Origin of the sequence: Nonomuraea spiralis, from assembly GCF_014648435.1 — a bacterium.
In the GTDB taxonomy this organism is placed as follows: Bacteria; Actinomycetota; Actinomycetes; order Streptosporangiales; family Streptosporangiaceae; genus Nonomuraea; species Nonomuraea spiralis.
Window position 1 is genome coordinate 1 of sequence record NZ_BMRC01000058.1, and the last position, 17644, is coordinate 17644.

Genomic DNA, 17644 nt, shown 5'->3' on the forward strand with positions numbered 1-17644 from the left:
TCAACCCGTCTACCAGGGGTTTCGCCATGTCATCAGGCGAACGTCAACCTCGCGATGATGCTGTGATCAGCAACTCACCGCACGGGGATGAAAACGGCTCACTGTTCCGGCCATATAATCACGACTCCCATCCAGATCACGACTTAAGTGATCAAACAAGCCAAGGCAACGTTGGAGAGCTAGGAAACGGACGGAACTAGATCCGGCGTTGCCCTAATGAAGACACTTACCCGGCGGCTTGCGACAAGGTTCCAAAGGAGCAGCAACCATGACAAGGCCGACCACCATGCCGACCCCCGTACGGCAAGTTCGCGAGGCTTTGACCCGAGAGTTCAGCGGCCTAATCGACCTTAGCGACCTTTCACGCAAGCCGGATGATCAGAAGGAACAACACTTCCTAACGCGAGCGCTTGCCGCTCTCGCAGTTCGCAGCCTCACGGGATGCGACAATGTATCCGCAGCCGGCATGGTGATTGACGACTTCGACGATCAGGGCATTGATGCGATCGCTTTTATCGAAGGCATGCCCCGTCTATGGCTCATCCAGGCGAAATGGAGCGATAAAGGAACAGCAAGATTTTCCAAGGCCGAGGCTCTAAAGCACGTCGACGGCTTGCGTCTCATCGATCATCATCGTTTTGATCGCTTCAACCTCAAGTTTCAGCGACTCGTGGAGCCCATCAAGGCGATCCTTGATAACCCTCGCCTCAGAATCACCTTGGTGGTTGCACAGATGGCAGACCAGCCACCATCCCCAGATTCCATAAAGCCCTTCACCGATATCGCAGCAGAGTTCAATAGATATGATGATGTTCTGGATCATAGGATTCTCACCACAAAGGAAATCTGGCGTATCGTCCGAGATGATCTAGCGGAGCCGCAGATCAGCCTGTCAGTTCCGATGAGGGATTGGATACACTACGCCGAACCGTACGAGGCCTATCAAGGAACAGTCGCCGTCGCTGACATCGCGGAGTGGCACGAAGAACATGGCGTGCAGCTATACCACAAGAACATACGCACTCCCCTTGGGCTTACTAACGTAAATCTCGGCCTAGTAGAGACCCTTACAAGCAATCCGCAAGATTTCTGGTACTTCAACAATGGCATAACTGTTCTGTGCGACGAGGTAACACGTACACAATGGAGCAGATCAACAATCGGCCCCATCAAGCTAGATCTCACGGGCGCAAGCGTCGTTAATGGCGCTCAAACCGTCGCCGAGATTCACCGCGCCATGGCCAAGAACCCATCCGGGGCAGAGTTGGCGTACGTGCAGGTCAAGGTTATATCTACGAAGGGATGCCCTGAAGGGTTTGCAAATGAGATAACGAAAGCAACGAATACCCAGAACAGAGTTGAGTCTCGCGACTTCGTCGCACTGGATCCCGTACAGGCTCGCATTCGCATCGACTTCGCACTATCTCTCGGGAAGACGTATGTCGTGAAGCGCGGCGAGATGGACCCCTCACCCGAGGATGGATGTTCTGTAGTTCACGCAGCTACAGCGCTTGCCTGTGCCCATCACAACCCTGAACTTGCAGCGCGCGCCAAGCAGAACCAGGAGCTGCTATGGGAGGATGACAGCCAGGGAGCGTACCCGATGCTTTTCGGCGAACAACCGTCTGCGGACCAGATATGGCGTTCAGTACTCCTTTGGCGCGCAGTTCGATCCACGCTACATGGGGGCAGATCCACCTGGGAAGGCAGAGCTGGGGCAATCGCCGAGCGTGGCGACTATCTCATATCACATCTGGTCTTTCAGTACGCAGGCTCAGAGGGGATCGAAGATCCGGGTTCAGACTGGGAAATTATCCTGCCTCAAGTTCCTGACCTTACTCGTCGTGTACTCAGATGGTTGGTCTATCATGTCGACAAAGAGTTCGGTACAAGTTCTCTCATCAGCAGTACGTTCACAAATCCGGAGCGATGCCGCGTTCTTGCCTCGCGCGTAATTGCGGATCTGGAATCCAATGCAGATGTGCCACAACTGGCTCCTGAGTACCGCCCGAATACTGCACCGAGCAAGCCGCGCCAACCAAATGCGGTGCCTACCTTGGTAGACGCACGCCGGATCGCAGATGGGACTACTCTAGTACTTACTCCTGGGAGCAAGCCCGAGCAGGTAGCTATCGGTGAATGGCTAGAAGAAGATCCAAGTCGACGCCATGCAACCTGGGTTAACAGCCGAGGCAAACCACTTTTGTGGTCAGCCGATGGGCAGAGGTATTCCCCCAGTGGCCTCATCCAACACCTGCGCAAGCTCGCCGGCTGGGACGAATCTCCTGTTGCTGCCGAGGGAACCAAGCGCTGGGCCGTGCCCGGTGAAGGGACACTAGCGGAGCTAGCTGCCGAAGTCCTGAGATCTCGAGAGTCGGACGACGACTGAAGGCTGGGAAGCCCGCACATCTCATTTTCCGCATGTGCGGGCTTCATCTCTCTTAAGACAAGCGCACGCTCTTGCTCCACATACCTGCCTCTTGCAGCTTGGCTCGTATGCCGTCAAGTCGTTTCACAGCCGCAGCGATCCGGCGCTGCCGGTCCAGGTCAGGATCGCCGTTCTCGTTGATTGGCACCTCAATCATTAGCTGTCTAACGCGCTTGGTATATAGCTTCGCTTCGTAGAGGTATCCACCTTGAGCTATTGTTTTGCCCAAGGCTACAGCGAGGTAACCCAGATCGATATCGTGAGGCGGAAGCCCGGCCGGTTCTTCTCCTCGACTTTCCGCCTCCGAGCGCCATTTTTCTTCGGTCTCCTCAGACCAGGGTTGTACTATGACGACGTCATCAGTCATGACACACCCAGCCTCTCGATTGAAGACCATCCCCACCGCAGATGCCCCAGTCGCCATGACCGTAACGGATGGATAGGGCTCAGGACGGTAGCCTCTGTCCTTTAGCCAATTCTCCGAGATCAACCCTTTACGGGTTTCTGGCCGCGTGAAGACCGAATAAACCGCAACATCTCCAGGGTTTTCACGTAGATCGGCATTTCGGATTCGTATGCCCGAGCGAACTTGAAAGCGAGAAACGTCAGCCAGGCTGAACTGCTGACTGCGATCGGCGGTGAGCGCCGCCAGTTCGTCTCGCGCCTGCTGCAATTCAAGAATGATGTCCTGAAGCGTAGTGGTCGCGATCTCGACGAATTCTGCGCGGTCGATCGTGCCTGCGCGTTCTCCTAGAGCGACGTGTTCCTCATCGGTCCAGTGTCTGACTACATCCCATCGCTCATCAGGAGAGAAGGCCTGCGCAGGAACTAGCTTGGCATATGCACACTCTTCGTACTGAGTCGGCCCAGCGATAGCGCTCGGTTGAGGGCTCTGTACATATCGCACGAATAGTTCAGCCAACGTGGCGAGGTCGTTGTCATCTGGCATGGGGACACGTTCGTAATCGAGCGTCTCGCCGATGCTTCGAGCTATCCCACAAAAGACGGGCGGGCGGGATTGCATGCGCGTCTTCCGCTTCTCTATCGCTAGAATATAGGTGGGCTGCGCGGTGTTAAAGAAGGCGTTTCGCGGGAGTTGGATGCTCGCCAATATATTGCATTCCGAAAGAAGCTCGCTTTTCATCCGCTGCGCAGTCCGGTTCAGGAGGCCGAGAGGGACGATCACGAAAGCTCGACCTCCGGGCTTAAGTGCGCCAGAGATATACCGGAGAAAGAGTGCTTCTACGCCGAGGCCGCCTCCATCGTAGTATTCACTCAGTATTATTCCGTTCCGCTCCCCCTCGGCGTGCTCAATCTCTTTTCTGTAGATTGAGGAACCTTGCGTCACATAGGGTGGATTGGTGAGAATAACGTCTACCGCGTTTATCGGCGGGTGTGCGAGAGTTCCGAGCGTTTCATTTTCGTTTAGCAGCAAGAAAGTATTCGTGAGCGCCTGATTGAGCGAGTCGGTAGTTGTGTCGGGGTTTCTTACTGATTCGGCTAGGTGTAGGAGCATATTGGCTTTGGCCAATATGTTGGTCGAGACGTCGACATCAGCTCCGACTAGTTTGACTCGTTGACGGACTTCCCCGTCCTTGAAACTGATGTTTCCAGGTAGAGCGTCCGGGAAGAGGAGTGGTTCGAGCAGGAACCCTCCCACACCAGCGGCTGGGTCCAGAACGATGGATCCGTCTGGTAGGGCGTTGAGCCTTGCCATCTTCACCATCGATTTGACGATGTTTCGTGGCGTGAAGAATTGACCCAGCCGTTGCTGCCTCGCCGAGCGGCGAAGAAATGTCTCGTAGAGGCGTAGCTTAAATTCTGGATCGATATTAGTTAGAGCCCCAAAGCTTTGGAACTCCTGCAAGATTTCACAGAATGTTCGGTTGTACGACGAGATGGTCGTCGTGGATGACGATCTCAGGAACGCAAACCCGTTGATGATCGTCGTCTGTGATGTAATAGTCGCAAGACCGAGAAGCTTCGTTACCGCTTCATCTCTCACCACTAGCCGATCAGCGAAGATCTGCTTGATTTTTGGACGAATTGTATTTACGTAGTACTCAATTTGAGTGCTACCTTTGCTTTGCCTAAATTCATCCTGGCCCGCTAGTAGCGCCTCAAACCTGAAATCGGCTGGCAGGACTGCTAGTGGCAAGTTGTCGGACAGGAACTTCAGCATGAAGATTTCGACGAAGGTGAGCAGACAGTCTTTCGGCTCAGCCTTCGTTGCATGCCAGATGATCTGCCAGACTGTTTCCGCTAGGGGTTTAGGATCCCGGATAACATCCGATTCGCCGCGATACAGATCCGAAAGGACGGCTGGGGTAAAGTCGCGAGTTTCATCAAGCTCTACAATGTCGCCCGCATTAGCGGATGCCAGTGCGTCTATGTAACGAAAGCGCGCTCCATCGGTTGTTATGGCGATCCGGACTCCCATGGCCAAGGCGCCGACTATGGCTTGTTCCGCTGCACTCAGTGCATCGTTGCCTGCACGTAGCCGCTTTTTCGTTTTCCATTCGGCAACAGCAATAGGAACAACGCGCCCCCCGATCCGGTGAATGTACACTGCATCCGGCTTGCCCAGGCTGGCATTTTTGGGCGGCTTGTAGGATTTGCACGGATATGAGACTGTGCTCGCGGGCGTGAAATCCAAGCCCTGTTTCGCCAAGGTGGCAACTGTGGTCGATCCGAGTTCTAGGACCTCAAAGTCACCGAATCTCTTTCCTCGGACGCCGACGGTAGTTAGATAGCCCTGTTTCGCCAACTCCTCTGTGCTCATCAGCGCCTCCTCCGTGTGCCGTAGTCCTACAACCGCCCGACGATGGGCCGTCACTGTAGGAGCAGACTCTAGTACCGGACGCGTCCGGCGGTGGACCGAGTCGGAGTGGGCGGCACTGTATGACGCCCAGGGCGAGGGGGCACCACGAGCCTCGGAATGCCGATGAGTACCGTGTGACCAATGCCTTGGGGGCGTCTCTGCGCGTGATCTCCGGCGATCTGTCTTGAGTTCCGAAGATTGTGGATATTGCCAGCAGTATGCGCGCCCTCTCTCGTGGAGGGCTCCAGTGGGATCGCTGGTCTGATGGGCCCTGACGGGCTCGCACGTCGGGGCCCGGACTACGTGAGTCTTGGTCCGCAGCTCAGCTCGAAGGCATGTACTGCGGGTGGGCAAGACGGTAGCTTCGCGGTGTGGCTGATGACGCTGAGCTGACGCGCTGGGTGGTGCATGGCGAGCGGCTGATCTATGACAACCGGTGGATCCGGCTCGGGATGGCTGATGTCGAGATCCCCGGCGGAGAGCGGTTCGAGCATCATGTGGTGCATCTGGATCGGGCTGCCATCGCTGTCGTCGTGGATGAGCAGAATCGAGTGTTGCTGATGTGGCGGCATCGGTTCGTGTTCGACCGGTGGGGGTGGGAGCTGCCCGGCGGGCTAGTCGAGGCAGGCGAGGATCCGATGGCGACCGCTGTGCGGGAGGTGGAGGAGGAGACCGGGTATCGGCCGAAGCGGGCCGAGCACTTGGTGAGTTATCAGCCGATGGCCGGCATGGTGGATTCCGAGCACATCCTGTTCCTGGTGCACGGCGCCGAGCTGGTCGGTAAGCCTGAGGGTGAGGTGGAGGCCGATCGGATCGAATGGGTTCCGATGGCCGAGATCCCCGACATGATCGCCCGTGGGGACATCTGGACGTCCGGGACGCTGATCGGGTTGCTTCAAGCTCAGCAGCGGCTCAACGGCCGAGAGCGCGGTTGACCGCTCGCGAGAGTTCTTCGATGCGGCGTCGTTGGCGGCGGCAGCCGGTCATGGTGGCCAGCTGCTTGGCGCGCTGGATGTGGGGCTGTGCTGCTTCAGGTTCGCCGGCCGCGAGCAGGGCGTGGCCGAGGTCGCAGCGGACGCCTGCTTCGGCGCGGTTGTAGGTGCCGTCCATTCCGGCGAGTGATGAGCGTAGGTCCTCGACGGTGCTGGGGTCGCCGAAGCGGAGTAGGCAGCTTCCGCGCCAGCGGGCGAAGTGGTGGACGTTGATGGACAGGTAGGGCATGTCCGGGTCGCCGTCGCCTTCCGGCAACACGAGGGCGGCTTGGTCCAGCGCCCGGCGACACGCGTCTTCGTCGCCGAGGGTGGCCGCGGCTTCGGCCTCGGCTGCTGCGAGCCATGTTCTGAGGCGAGCTGGGACGCGGTCGCGGTGGGTGGCGTGGATGTGCTGGAGGAGTTCGGCTGCTTCGGCGGGACGTCCCAGGTCCATGAGGACGTACGCCTGTTCGCCGGAGACGTAGGCCAAGACAGCGGCGTCTTCGGCTTCGCGGGCGGCTGACTTGGCGCGTTCGTAGTGGTTCCACGCGTCGTTGAGCGCGACGGTGTTGATGGCCTGCCAGCCGGCCAGCGAAGCTGTTTCGGCAAGTAGGTGGGCGAGCTGCGTGCGTATGCGCGGGCGGACGGCGTGGCGGTGGGCTCGTTCGATCTGGGCCATCTGGGCGTGCATCTTGTCGGCGATAGCGACGCTGCCGAGCCGGCGGTCCTGGAGGCGGAGGTTGTTGGTGTCCGTACGCAGGATCATGACCATGGTGTCGTCGACGGCTGCGGCGGCCTCCAGGCGGGCGGTGAGTTCCTCGGTCTGCTCCTGGTGCTCGTCGTCGAGGTCGCCTGTCGGGGACGCGATGTCGAGCGGGGCCAGGCCGAGGAGCATGCGGGCGTGGTCGGGCAAGCCGAGTCCGGTGGCGATGCGCTCGAAGACGGCCAGTTCTTCGATGGGGCCGGCCGTCCCGTTGAAGATCTTGTTGACGCGGGGCTGGGCGATTTCGGTCGCTGATGCGATGCGGACCTGACTGATACCGCCGTATTTGGCCACCAGGCGGAACAGTCCCGCGATGTCGCGGTTTTTCAGGCTTTCTCGCATATCGTCGCGTTCCCATACCGATGGCGGGAGCTTGATCGGCTGGAAACCACTCGCGCGCATGCGACCCTCCGGAACTCGTACTCCGAGATTGTGCATTGCTGTGCGGCGGACTCTATATGCATCGGCGGTATATCACCGTGGGATATGTATAAACGGTTGGTCCATTCATGCTCTGCCGCATGACAACTCCAGTCAGGTGCGAAGAATGCGAGGGGCGGGGATGGAAGATCGTCACCCGTCGTGGGCATGTGGCGGCATCGAGGTTGGATGCGGCCTCGTCGGTCACCACTGAGTGCCTTCACTGCGAAGGGGCCGAGCACAGTCCTGCCGCTTGTGAGGCGTTCGAGTGGGAGGTCCGGGTCCGGTCCGGCCTCGGTGAGGAACTGGGGACGTGCGGTTCGAGCTCGTTCCAGGCGACTGCCATGGATGAGCTGCGCAAGGCCATGCGGGGCATGTCGGTGGACGCCGGCGCGGTGGTGGGGCGGATCGTCCACAGCGTCTACGGGCTCGGGGCCGTGCCGGACGAGGCCACCCGACGTGAGATCTTCCGGGCCTACCTCGACGGGGCGGGCTCGGTGCGGTTCGAGCGGGTGGCCGAATGACGGCCCCCGTGGTGATCTCGATCGATCCGCGTCGGTCCGCCGAACTGCTCCGGGAAGCGCTGGAGCAGAACAACGTCAGCGCGGATGTCCATGACGGCTACGGGCTCGCCCTGGTGTCGGTCTGGGTCGGGCTGGTCGTGTGGTGCGACGGTCGTCACTACTGGTGGCGAACCGGCTGGAATGTCGCCCGTCGTCGCGTCATCTATGCCTGGCATCCGGCGATTGATCCGGTGCGGGCCGCTCGCCGTATCTCCATGCATTATTCGGACCTGCGTAGAACGCAGCCATATTCGGCGTTGATCGCCGATCTTGTTGACGGGGTCGAGTAATGACCGGCCGGCGAGTGTCGTGCGGGGTGGGGACGGAGCGTCGCAATTTCTCGCTCGTCCAGCACGCGGTTGTGCGTGGCGCTTCCAAGGCGTTGTGCGGCGAGACGATTCAGCTCGTGGTGATCGGTGATTGGCAGGTGCCGTTCATGCCGAGCGTCGCGAGCGCTTGCGAGGAGTGTGTACGCCTCCTGGCAGGCCGTTCTGAGTCCTAATCATGGCCTGACAAGTCTTGGCTCAGCCGGTACTGTACTTATGCGGACAAGCGCAAGAGTGAACGGACGGCCAACATGAGCATGGACTTCGCCCCGCCGAAATATGCGCAGGTCATGCAGGCGATCCAGGAGCGCATCGAGTCGGGCGAGTACGCCCCCGGCGACATGCTGCCCTCCGAGACGCAGCTTGTTCGTGAGCTGGGCGTGGGACGCACCACCGTGGTGCGGGCACTTCAGACGCTCGCCATGCAGGGGTGGATCGAGCGCGAGCATGGGCGCGGGTCGTTCGTGAAGGGCCGGCCGGAGCGTGAGGCGGAGACCGTTCGTCCGGGCCTGGGTGCTGCCGAGCAGGGAGAGAGCGCCGACAGTCTTGTTGAGGTGGCGCGAGTTCCGGCGCCTCGGCATGTCGCGAAGTTGCTCGGGATCGCCGAGCGTACGCCAGTGATCGTTCGCAAGCGGGTGGCTCGTCAGGCGGATCTCGTCTCGGCGGTGGAGACCGTGTGGGTGCCGCTGGAGATCGCGGTAGGGACCGACCTGGACAAGGCTGAGCCGTTGCGGGGCGGCATCCGCAAGCATCTCCAGGCGGTCAAGCATGTGCGGTTCGATCGGATCACTGAGCGGCTGTCCGCGCGTAAGCCTACGAAGGACGAGGCAGAACTGCTGGGCTCGTCCAATCCCGTGCTCGGCGTGACGGCGACTGTGCATGACCCTGCGGGGAACGTGCTGCTGGCCATGAGTCTGGCGCTGCCTGGCAGCCTGCATGAGCTTGAGGATGTCTACAAGGTGAGGTAATTCTTACCGCGCCACTCCGGCTCAACCACTTGTGCGGACGAGTGGCCACAGCCTACTCTCGACTCATGCGGACAAGTGGACGAGCGAACGAAGGGCTCTCCACCGCTATCGAGAGGAACCACATGGCAATCCAGGGACCCATTCCCGTCAGCTACACCATGGTCTTCCCGCACGGCTGCTACATCGTCGGCGAGGTCGAGCCCGTCAAGGACTTCGACGCCTCCTCCGGCGGCCGGTTCGTGCAGGCCCGCGACAAGCAGACCGCTGAGCTGGTCTGGCAGGTCGCGGTCATGGACGGTGACCCGACCCTCAAGCCCGCCCAGAAGACGGTCGCGGTCAAGATCCTCGCGCCGGTCCAGCCGGTGCCGCCGCAACCCATGCCAGGGCTGCCGTTCACGCCGGTCGAGTTCAACGGCATGTCCGTCACGCCGTATGTCAACGCCGCCGGCCGCCTCGCGTACTCGATCAAGGTTCGTGAGATGTACGCGCCTCGCCAGAGCGCCCAGCCCGCTCAGAACAAGGCTTCGGCCGGAAAGGACGCCGCCTGATGACCCGTCGCCGTAGCCCGCGCAACAGCGTGATCCGGCTGACCACCGGGCACGCCGCCCGCACCCTCAACCACCCGTTCACCCGCCGTGAGCCCGTCCTGGCGCTCGACTTCGGCGCCACCTCCGTCCTGGTCACCACCAACGGGCCGGTGACGGTGGAGGACCTGCAGTTCGCCCGCCAGCTCGCCCACGCAGCCCACCGCTTCGCCCGCTCCGTCGAGCGCAGCTTCTACGGCCTGTCCGACGGCAAGGGGGTCGCGGCATGAGTCTGCGCCCGTACACCTACGTCACCCTGTCCCTGCGACCGGAATCCACGCCGCACGTCGGCGTCTCCTTCCACACGTCCGACCTCAAGGTTGGCGCCGGTCTCCTGCTCAGTGGCCCGCGCCCGTACCTGGAGCTCTACTCCCACGAGGCCAACGTGCACATCTCCACCACCGGAGCCGGTCCAGTCACCGACGCCGACCTGAACACCGCCCGCGAGATCTTCACCGCCGCTGCCCGCTACCTGGCCGACTGCGAGCAGTTGCACGCCGAACAGCCCGACAAGGACGCCACCGCGGACACCACCGACCCGGCGACCTGACATGAGGCGGGGCCGCTGGAAGCGGCAACTTCCGGCGGCCCCTCGGTTCTCCCCTGACTCCACATCACGAGAGGTTCCCAGCTTATGTTCAAGCGGCTGCCTGGCGACGAGGCGCGCAACCTCGTCTCCACCACGCCCGACACGGCCATCGTCTTCCGCCCGGCCGTCGTCAAGACACCCGCCATCATCACCTTCATCATCTACATCTGGCGCTTCCTATCGGCCCTCGTCCGCGCGACGTGGCGGCACCCGGTCGCCGTCGCTGTACCGGTCGCCCTCGGTGTCGCCTGGTACTGGTACGGCTGGCCCGTGGCGGCGTCCCTGTCCGGGACAGTCGCCATGGCCCTGGCCTCCTGGGCGTTCCTCGACCGACCGTCCTTCGCCCGTCTCGTCGGCTACCGGCTGCTGGCCTGGTGGCGACTCGTCTGGATCTACCGGCGACACTGGCAACCCGTCATGATCGTCTCCGGTCTCGGCCGTCACATCCGGGGCCGTGACTACCTGCCCCGGCTGGGCAAAGTCACCTGTACCTCGTGGGCCGACATGGTCACCGTGCGCATGCTCAAGGGCCAAGCCGTCAAGGACTGGGCCGATCGCACCGACCACCTGGCCCATGGCTTCGGCGCGAAGTCGTGCCGCGTGGCGCTGTCTCACGCCGGGCGGCTGACGCTGACCTTCCCACGCAGCGATCCACTCGCCTCTCCCCTGCCAGCGCTGCCCATACCGGACGAGCCGACAGTGGGACCGGTCGAGATCGGCAAGGACGAGGACGGGCGGCCGTGGCGACTCAAGGTGCACGGCACCCATGTCCTCGTCGCGGGCGCGACCGGGGCCGGCAAGGGGTCGATCATCTGGTCCGTCATTCGCTCCCTGCTCCCCGCCGCCGACGCGGGCCTGGTCGAGTTGTGGGCTCTGGATCCCAAACTCATGGAGCTGTCCTACGGCCGTGCCTTGTTCGGCTCCCGGTACGCGGCCACGCCCGAGGAGTGCGCCGGTCTGCTGGACGAGGCCGTGTGCGTCATGCAGAAGCGGGCGGCTCGGTTCGCCGGGCTCCAGCGCTCCCACACCCCCACCGTGGTTGATCCGTTCGTCCTGGTCGTCGTCGATGAGGTGGCGTTCCTGACCGCCTACCAGTCCGACCGGCAACTCCGGCAACGCATCTCCGCAGCGCTGGCCACCCTGACCACCCAAGGACGCGCGGTCGGTGTCGGCGTCATGGCCGCGCTCCAGGACCCGCGCAAAGAGGTCATGAACATCCGCAACCTCTTCCCTGACAAGATCGCCCTCCGGCTGGACGAGTCCGAACAGGTGGACATGGTCCTCGGCGACGGCGCACGCGACAGGGGCGCCCTGGCCGACCGCATCTCGCCTGTCCCGGAGCTGGGCGCGGGCGTCGGCTACGTCCGGCTGGAAGCCAGCCCCGAACCTGTCCGGGTCCGCGCCGCCTACGTCTCCGATCACGACATCCGCGCCATGGTCGACGCCTACGCCCAGCGTGGGGAGGCAGCGTGAAGGTCTGCTTCCACGGCACCGCCGACGAAATCGGCCGGGTCGCCGGTCGCCCCCTCCTGGTCCTGCTGACCGCCCGTGATCTGCCCCGTATGCGGGTCTTCGAGCTCTACCAGCCTCACGTCCACGCCTCCCTCTCCCACGAGCACTACCGGCTCTGCGCCGTGATGACCGAGACCGCCGACGAAGGGAGGACCGCGTGACCCATCCGCACGACCGCGCACTACCCCGGGCCGTCCGCCAGGCCATGCCGATGGCCCGAGACGTGCTCGTAGAGGTCGCCAAACTCCATGGGGTCTGCATCCGGCCCGTCCCGCTGCGGCGGCTCGACATCGTCACCGGCAAGTCCGAGATCATCGACGTCCCGTGCGGAGCTGTCCTCGCCAGCAAGTGCCCGCCGTGTGCCAAGCGCAACCGGCAGCTCCGCATGGCCCAATGCCGCGAGGGCTGGCACCTCGACACCGAACCCACGATCACACCCGACGAGCCGAACGAAGAACAGCACTGGCTGATCGAGTTCCGCGCCGACATGCAGGCCAGACGGGATGCCGCCGAGCAGGCCGGCGACGACACGACCGACCTGGACGCCGTCCTGTCCGGCCTCGATGACGAGATCAACGCCGCTGGCATGCGTGGCAGCGTCACCGGATCCGCGGTGCCCAAGCGCACCCGATCAACCCGCCGGCGGCAGGACGCCCCCGACCTGCCCAAGCGCAAGATGACCAACACCACCCTTGGACGCACCTTCACCAGCACCGACGGCAAGACCTACCGGCCGTCGCTGTTCGTCACACTCACCCTGCCCAGCTACGGCAAGGTCCGCGACGGCGTCCCGATCGACCCCGACACCTACGACTACCGGCGCGCCGCCCGGGACGCGCTGCACTTCCCCAAGCTCGTGGATCGCTTCGTGCAGAACCTACGCCGGGTCGCGGGCTATGACGTGCAGTACTTCGCGGCTGTAGAGCCGCAGAAGCGGCTCGCCCCGCACCTGCACATGGCTATCCGGGGAACGCTCCCGCGCGCCGAGATCAAGCAGATAGCCGCCGCCACCTATCACCAGGTGTGGTGGCCCTCAACCGACGATGTGCGCTTCGACGGCGACCACCTGCCCATCTGGCAGGACGGGAACGGCTACCTCGACCCGAGCACTGGCGAGCTTCTGCCCACCTGGGACGAAGCCCTCGACGCCCTGGACGAGAACGCCGAACCCCTCCACGTACTGCGCTTCGGCACTCAGGTGGACGTGCAAGGTGTTCTCGCCGGCACTCCAGACGCCGACCAATGCATCCGCTACCTGTCCAAGTACCTCACCAAGTCCATCGGCGACAGCCTCGACGGCGGCCAGGCCCAGCGCGAGCACGCCGCCCGCATGGTCGATGCCCTGCGCTACGAGCCCTGCTCGCCGACCTGCCCGAACTGGCTGCGCTACGGCGTCCAGCCCAAGAACGCCAAGGCGGGGATGGTTCCCGGCCGGTGCCGCTCCAAGGCGCACAAGCCCGAACACCTCGGCTACGCCGGCCGCCGGGTCCTGGTCTCCCGCAAGTGGTCGAACAAGACGCTCGCCGAGCACAAGCAGGACCGCCGTACCTGGGTCCTGGAAGCCCTCGGCCAGGCCGACGAACCCACCGACCCGCACCGCTACGTCTGGCGTCCCGTCCCGGCCGGAGACGCCAACGTGCCGCCGCTGGCGGTACGCCTCCTGCGAACCGTGGCCGAACGCCAACGCTGGCGAGCACACCTCAGAGACCTGGAAGCCAGAGCAGCCGGACAAGACCTTTCGGCAACCGACGACATGGGGAGGGCCGCATGACCAAGCACGACGAACTCCTGACCGTCCGCCAGGTCCTCACCGAGCTTGGCGGAGTCTCCCGCCGCACCTTCTACCGCTGGCGTGAGATCGGCAAGGCACCCGAGGGGATCCGCCTGCCCAACGGCGAACTCCGCATCTACCGCAGCGATCTCAACGCCTGGCTCGAATCCCTCAGGAGCACCGGATGACGACTTCGTACGACGTGAAGTTCTTCGAGATCAGCCGCAACAAGTCCAGCAAGACGCCGTCATACGTCGTTCGCTGGTCGGTCGCCCGCAAGCGCTCCTCCAAGACCTACCGAACCAAGGCCCTGGCCGACAGCTTCCTGTCCGACCTGCGACAGGCTGCCAAGCGCGGTGAGGCCTTCGACGTGGAATCAGGGCTCCCGACGTCGATGCTCAACGCCAAGGATGCTCGGAGCATCCTGGAGTTCGCGCAGGCGTTCATAGAGATGAAGTGGACACACGCGGCGGCCAAGAGCCGAGACAGCATGTCCGACGCGCTGGCAACGATCCTTCCTGCCCTGACCAAGGACCGCATGGGGCGCCCGGACGCTCGGGAGCTTCGGACCGTGCTCCGCAAGTGTCTTCTCCTGCCAGGGGACAAGCGTCCGGACGTACCGCCGCAGTACGCCTCCGCCGTGGCCTGGATGAAGGCCGCTTCACTCGACCTGGCAAGCCTGGAGGAGGCCAAGACGGTACGGCTCGCCCTGCACGCCCTGACCTTGTGCCTCGACGGCAAGGCGGCGGCCTCCACAACGATCGCCCGCAAGCGCGCCGTCTTCCATGCCCTCCTGGAGTACGCAGTGGAGCTGGAGGAGCTTTCGGCAAATCCGCTGCACAAGATCAAGTGGAAGCCACCCAAGACCACCGAGACCGTAGACCCTCGTGTCGTCGTCAACCCACGCCAGGCGCAAGAACTGCTGACCGCCGTGACCTACGTAGGCCGACGCGGCAGAGGCCGGCGCCTGATGGCTCTCTTCTCGTGCATGTACTACGCCGCCCTACGCCCGGCCGAAGCGGTCGGCCTCCGTATCCAGGACTGCCACCTCCCCGCCTCCGGTTGGGGACGCCTCACCATCGACGTATCCCGCCCGGAGGTGAACACTCAATGGACCGACACCGGCAACGCACACGAAGAACGCGGCCTCAAGCACCGCGGCAGACAGGACGTCCGCCCCGTGCCCATCCCGCCCGAACTGGTCAAGATCCTCCGCGCCCACATCGCAGAGTACGGGACGGCCAAAGACGGCCGAATCTTCCGCAGTGAGCGGGACGGAGTCGTAGCTTCAACGGCCTACACCGAGGTCTGGCAGGCCGCCCGCCTCCTGGCCCTCACGCCCGCGCAGGTCGCCTCCCCGCTCGCCAAACGCCCGTACGACCTTCGGCACGCGGCGGTGTCCCTCTGGCTCAACGTGGGCGTCTCCGCCCCGGACGTGGCCGAAAGAGCCGGCCACAGCGTCGATGTCCTCCTGCGGGTCTACGCCAAGTGCATCGACGGACAGCAGGACATCGCCAACCAGCGGATCGGCGACGCCTTCGTCGCATGACGCACAGCCCAACCACACCGAGAGCCCCGGCCACCACCGGGGCTCTTGTTCTTGCCTGCGTACTGACCAAAACCAAGGGCCGACCTGCGGAAACGCGCCCAAGATCATTACACGTATATTGGTGGACCAGCGACAACGGGCCACTCACGGCGGCATCTGGTTGCACACCCCTGAAACGCAGAAGAGGCCCCGTAGGGCCTCTGAACTGCTGTTACTGCTGGTGGCAGGTGCAAGGTTCGAACTTGCGTAGGCTGAGCCGACGGTTTTACAGACCGCTCCCTTTGGCCACTCGGGCAACCTGCCGTGCCATCCGCTCTCGCGGCGACAGACAGAAGAATAGCGGACTTCCGAGGTGTACGTGACACCGGTTTGTCCCGAGCCGGATCGGGGTCATCGGCTGCGCCGGAACAGCAGGCGTCCCATCGCTCGTGAGTGCTGGTCGAAGCCTGCTGCATCGTTCGTTCTGGGGAAGGGTTCGTTTGGTACTGGTACGTCCAGGAAGTCGCACAGTGGTTGCCAGCCCTGCGTGACCTCGAACACCAGCAGGCGGTCCTGGGGGATGGTGGCTTTGACCTCCTCCACGTGTTCTTTGAAGATCTTCAGGGCGAGTTCGGTGTCGGGGGTGTCGCCGCCGAAGACGCGTTCGCTCACGACCAGGCGGGCCATCCGGATGAATGCCGCCAAGTCCGTGTCGAGGAGGCTGGAGATGCTGGCCATCGTCCGGCCGGACCAGGTGCGGGCGCGGGCGGATCGTTTGAAGATGGTGGCGTTCATGCTGGCCAGCCAGCGTTCGGGGTCGCGGACGGTGAGGATGACCTTGGCGTCCTTGTAGTGGTGGGCCAGTTCGCGCCAGTACGAGGCGGCCGGCCAGTCGACGCAGGAGGCGTACCCGGACATGAGGGTGTCCCAGGTGATGGGGCGGCCTTCGGCGAGGTCCAGCCAGCGGCGGATGTGGACGGGGTTCTGGATCACTTCCGTCATGTGATGACATGGGCCGAAGCCCAGGCGTTCCAGTGCGGCTTTCGTGGACAACGTTCCGGTACGGCCGAAGCCGGCTCCGATGACTCGCATGATCCCTACCAATACGATCGGAAACTGCGAAATGTGGGTCCAGTGCCATGTTCCGCCGTGAAGGGGACCGCATCAAGCCGCGTCAGGTGTACGTGGACTGCGCGGCGCGCCGATGCTGGCTAGGCTCGTTCGCTGGGTCCGCGCGTTCGGCGTACGACGAACAGGTTTCGTGTATGGCGGGGAAGCGGGATCCCGAATAACGCTTTCACAGCCGAGAGGATGGGTGTTTTGGCCGATTCATCTTTCGACATCGTCAGCAAGATCGACCGTCAGGAGGTCGACAACGCGCTGAACCAGACGGTCAAGGAGATCGGACACCGCTTCGACTTCAAGGGGACCGGGGCGAGCATCAACTGGTCCGGTCAGGACAACATCGTGATCAAGGCGAACAGCGAGGAGCGCGCGAACGCCGTACTCGACGTGTTCAAGGAGAAGGTGATCAAGCGGGGGCTCTCGCTGAAGGTCCTCGACGCGGGCGAGCCCAAGCTGTCGGGCAAGGAGTACCACATGCTGGTCAGCCTCAAGGAGGGCATCGACCAGGAGAACGCGAAGAAGATCTCCAAGCTGATCCGGGACGAGGGTCCGAAGGGGATCAAGGCGCAGATCCAGGGCGAAGAGCTCCGGGTCAGCTCGAAGAAGAAGGACGATCTGCAGGACGTCATTTCTCTACTCAAGGGCAAGGACCTGGACATCGCTCTGCAATTCGTGAACTACCGCTGACAGGTCGGCATCCGGGGCACATGGCGGCGTACGCGCCCTCCTGTGCCTCGGGCCTGCGTTTCGGTGACAACGGGGGCGAACTCCGCATCGTAAGCTCGACAACCGTGACGAAGATCCCTTTGCGCCGGTTCACGGCACGTGTCCTGCCTGTCGATGCACAGGACCGGGTTCTGCTGCTGCACGGCTTTGATCCGAAACGGCCGGACGAACCGTTCTGGTTCACCATCGGCGGTGCGACGGAGGACGGCGAGACGCTTCAGCAGGCCGCCGCGCGCGAACTGTACGAGGAAGTCGGGATCCGGCGGGACGTGGAGGAGTTCGCCGGTCCGTACGGAACCAGCACGATCGAGTTCATCTGGGCTGATTACGCGATCACACAGGATCAGACCTTTTTCGCGATCCGGACACACGACGCGGCCATTTCGTTCGATCACATGGAACAGATCGAGAAGGAGACGACGACCGGTCATCGGTGGTGGAGCGCTGAGGAGCTCGAAGGGACCGACGAGACCTTCTTCCCCGAGGACCTGGCGGCCATTCTGAGGAAGGTCACGGCGACCGGAGAGCTCGGGTAGCGTCCCCCCGATC

General features: G+C 62.9%; 18 protein-coding genes and 1 tRNA gene. 15 read left to right on the plus strand and 4 right to left on the minus strand.

Annotated features, from left to right (window positions below; all coding sequences use genetic code 11):
• Positions 1-268 precede the first annotated feature (268 nt).
• Complete coding sequence (locus tag IEZ27_RS52225) at positions 269-2389, plus strand: AIPR family protein (RefSeq protein ID WP_189654119.1); 2121 nt, start codon at positions 269-271, stop codon at positions 2387-2389.
• Between the two features lie 52 nt (positions 2390-2441).
• On the opposite strand, the gene IEZ27_RS52230 is transcribed toward IEZ27_RS52225, so the two are convergent.
• Positions 2442-5210 (minus strand): HsdM family class I SAM-dependent methyltransferase, encoded by a 2769-nt coding sequence (locus IEZ27_RS52230; protein ID WP_189654120.1) that lies wholly within the window; start codon positions 5208-5210, stop codon positions 2442-2444.
• A gap of 443 nt (positions 5211-5653) precedes the next feature.
• On the opposite strand from IEZ27_RS52230, the gene IEZ27_RS52235 reads away from it, so the two are divergent.
• Positions 5654-6184 (plus strand): NUDIX hydrolase, encoded by a 531-nt coding sequence (locus IEZ27_RS52235; protein ID WP_379478668.1) that lies wholly within the window; start codon positions 5654-5656, stop codon positions 6182-6184.
• Here IEZ27_RS52235 and IEZ27_RS52240 read toward each other — a convergent pair.
• Entirely contained in the window at positions 6162-7385 is a 1224-nt protein-coding gene (locus IEZ27_RS52240; protein WP_189654122.1) for a tetratricopeptide repeat protein, read from the minus strand. The genes IEZ27_RS52235 and IEZ27_RS52240 overlap by 23 nt on opposite strands.
• A 362-nt stretch (positions 7386-7747) precedes the next feature.
• On the opposite strand from IEZ27_RS52240, the gene IEZ27_RS54730 reads away from it, so the two are divergent.
• From IEZ27_RS54730 to IEZ27_RS52295, 11 genes are all read left to right on the plus strand, one after another.
• On the plus strand, positions 7748-7927 hold the full coding sequence (locus IEZ27_RS54730) for a hypothetical protein (RefSeq protein WP_229825216.1): 180 nt from the start codon (positions 7748-7750) through the stop codon (positions 7925-7927).
• An 8-nt stretch (positions 7928-7935) separates the two neighbouring features.
• A complete protein-coding gene (locus tag IEZ27_RS52250; RefSeq protein WP_189654124.1) occupies positions 7936-8256 on the plus strand; it encodes a hypothetical protein in 321 nt (106 codons plus the stop codon).
• A gap of 287 nt (positions 8257-8543) precedes the next feature.
• Positions 8544-9260: a GntR family transcriptional regulator gene (locus tag IEZ27_RS52255; protein WP_189654125.1), complete on the plus strand. Its 717-nt coding sequence runs from the start codon at positions 8544-8546 to the stop codon at positions 9258-9260.
• A gap of 122 nt (positions 9261-9382) precedes the next feature.
• Positions 9383-9808: a plasmid replication, integration and excision activator gene (locus tag IEZ27_RS52260; protein ID WP_189654126.1), complete on the plus strand. Its 426-nt coding sequence runs from the start codon at positions 9383-9385 to the stop codon at positions 9806-9808.
• Positions 9808-10074 carry a hypothetical protein gene (locus IEZ27_RS52265; RefSeq protein WP_189654127.1) on the plus strand — a complete coding sequence of 89 codons (267 nt, stop codon included), beginning with the start codon at positions 9808-9810 and terminating at the stop codon, positions 10072-10074. The genes IEZ27_RS52260 and IEZ27_RS52265 overlap by 1 nt, the downstream gene beginning before the upstream one ends.
• A complete protein-coding gene (locus IEZ27_RS52270) occupies positions 10071-10394 on the plus strand; it encodes a hypothetical protein (protein WP_189654128.1) in 324 nt (107 codons plus the stop codon). The genes IEZ27_RS52265 and IEZ27_RS52270 overlap by 4 nt, the downstream gene beginning before the upstream one ends.
• An 84-nt stretch (positions 10395-10478) precedes the next feature.
• Positions 10479-11906: an FtsK/SpoIIIE domain-containing protein gene (locus IEZ27_RS52275; RefSeq protein WP_189654129.1), complete on the plus strand. Its 1428-nt coding sequence runs from the start codon at positions 10479-10481 to the stop codon at positions 11904-11906.
• Positions 11903-12106 (plus strand): hypothetical protein, encoded by a 204-nt coding sequence (locus IEZ27_RS52280; RefSeq protein WP_189654130.1) that lies wholly within the window; start codon positions 11903-11905, stop codon positions 12104-12106. Before IEZ27_RS52275 ends, IEZ27_RS52280 begins: the two co-directional genes overlap by 4 nt.
• Positions 12103-13716, plus strand: coding sequence for a replication initiator (locus IEZ27_RS52285; protein ID WP_189654131.1), 1614 nt, complete (start codon positions 12103-12105; stop codon positions 13714-13716). Before IEZ27_RS52280 ends, IEZ27_RS52285 begins: the two co-directional genes overlap by 4 nt.
• Complete coding sequence (locus tag IEZ27_RS52290) at positions 13713-13904, plus strand: helix-turn-helix transcriptional regulator (protein WP_185845092.1); 192 nt, start codon at positions 13713-13715, stop codon at positions 13902-13904. Before IEZ27_RS52285 ends, IEZ27_RS52290 begins: the two co-directional genes overlap by 4 nt.
• Positions 13901-15265 (plus strand): tyrosine-type recombinase/integrase, encoded by a 1365-nt coding sequence (locus tag IEZ27_RS52295; RefSeq protein WP_189654132.1) that lies wholly within the window; start codon positions 13901-13903, stop codon positions 15263-15265. The genes IEZ27_RS52290 and IEZ27_RS52295 overlap by 4 nt, the downstream gene beginning before the upstream one ends.
• A gap of 218 nt (positions 15266-15483) precedes the next feature.
• On the opposite strand, the gene IEZ27_RS52300 is transcribed toward IEZ27_RS52295, so the two are convergent.
• Positions 15484-15568 (minus strand) — tRNA-Tyr (locus tag IEZ27_RS52300).
• An 87-nt stretch (positions 15569-15655) separates the two neighbouring features.
• The gene (locus tag IEZ27_RS52305; RefSeq protein WP_189654133.1) at positions 15656-16336 is read right to left on the minus strand and encodes a sulfotransferase family protein; all 681 of its coding nucleotides are present in this window, start codon (positions 16334-16336) and stop codon (positions 15656-15658) included.
• Between the two features lie 219 nt (positions 16337-16555).
• Here IEZ27_RS52305 and IEZ27_RS52310 point away from each other — a divergent pair, with 219 nt between their 5' ends.
• On the plus strand, positions 16556-17056 hold the full coding sequence (locus IEZ27_RS52310; protein WP_221762761.1) for a YajQ family cyclic di-GMP-binding protein: 501 nt from the start codon (positions 16556-16558) through the stop codon (positions 17054-17056).
• A gap of 104 nt (positions 17057-17160) precedes the next feature.
• On the plus strand, positions 17161-17631 hold the full coding sequence (locus IEZ27_RS52315; RefSeq protein WP_189654134.1) for an NUDIX hydrolase: 471 nt from the start codon (positions 17161-17163) through the stop codon (positions 17629-17631).
• Positions 17632-17644 lie beyond the last annotated feature (13 nt).

Coding starts and splice junctions, on each gene's coding strand:
- IEZ27_RS52290 (WP_185845092.1), top strand. CDS start 13,713: ATGACCAAGCACGACGAACTCCTGACCGTCCGCCAGGTCCTCACCGAG.
- IEZ27_RS54730 (WP_229825216.1), top strand. CDS start 7,748: ATGGATGAGCTGCGCAAGGCCATGCGGGGCATGTCGGTGGACGCCGGC.
- IEZ27_RS52225 (WP_189654119.1), top strand. CDS start 269: ATGACAAGGCCGACCACCATGCCGACCCCCGTACGGCAAGTTCGCGAG.
- IEZ27_RS52270 (WP_189654128.1), top strand. CDS start 10,071: ATGAGTCTGCGCCCGTACACCTACGTCACCCTGTCCCTGCGACCGGAA.
- IEZ27_RS52310 (WP_221762761.1), top strand. CDS start 16,556: ATGGGTGTTTTGGCCGATTCATCTTTCGACATCGTCAGCAAGATCGAC.
- IEZ27_RS52240 (WP_189654122.1), bottom strand. CDS start 7,385: ATGCGCGCGAGTGGTTTCCAGCCGATCAAGCTCCCGCCATCGGTATGG.
- IEZ27_RS52230 (WP_189654120.1), bottom strand. CDS start 5,210: ATGAGCACAGAGGAGTTGGCGAAACAGGGCTATCTAACTACCGTCGGC.
- IEZ27_RS52305 (WP_189654133.1), bottom strand. CDS start 16,336: ATGCGAGTCATCGGAGCCGGCTTCGGCCGTACCGGAACGTTGTCCACG.
- IEZ27_RS52255 (WP_189654125.1), top strand. CDS start 8,544: ATGAGCATGGACTTCGCCCCGCCGAAATATGCGCAGGTCATGCAGGCG.
- IEZ27_RS52295 (WP_189654132.1), top strand. CDS start 13,901: ATGACGACTTCGTACGACGTGAAGTTCTTCGAGATCAGCCGCAACAAG.
- IEZ27_RS52265 (WP_189654127.1), top strand. CDS start 9,808: ATGACCCGTCGCCGTAGCCCGCGCAACAGCGTGATCCGGCTGACCACC.
- IEZ27_RS52260 (WP_189654126.1), top strand. CDS start 9,383: ATGGCAATCCAGGGACCCATTCCCGTCAGCTACACCATGGTCTTCCCG.
- IEZ27_RS52275 (WP_189654129.1), top strand. CDS start 10,479: ATGTTCAAGCGGCTGCCTGGCGACGAGGCGCGCAACCTCGTCTCCACC.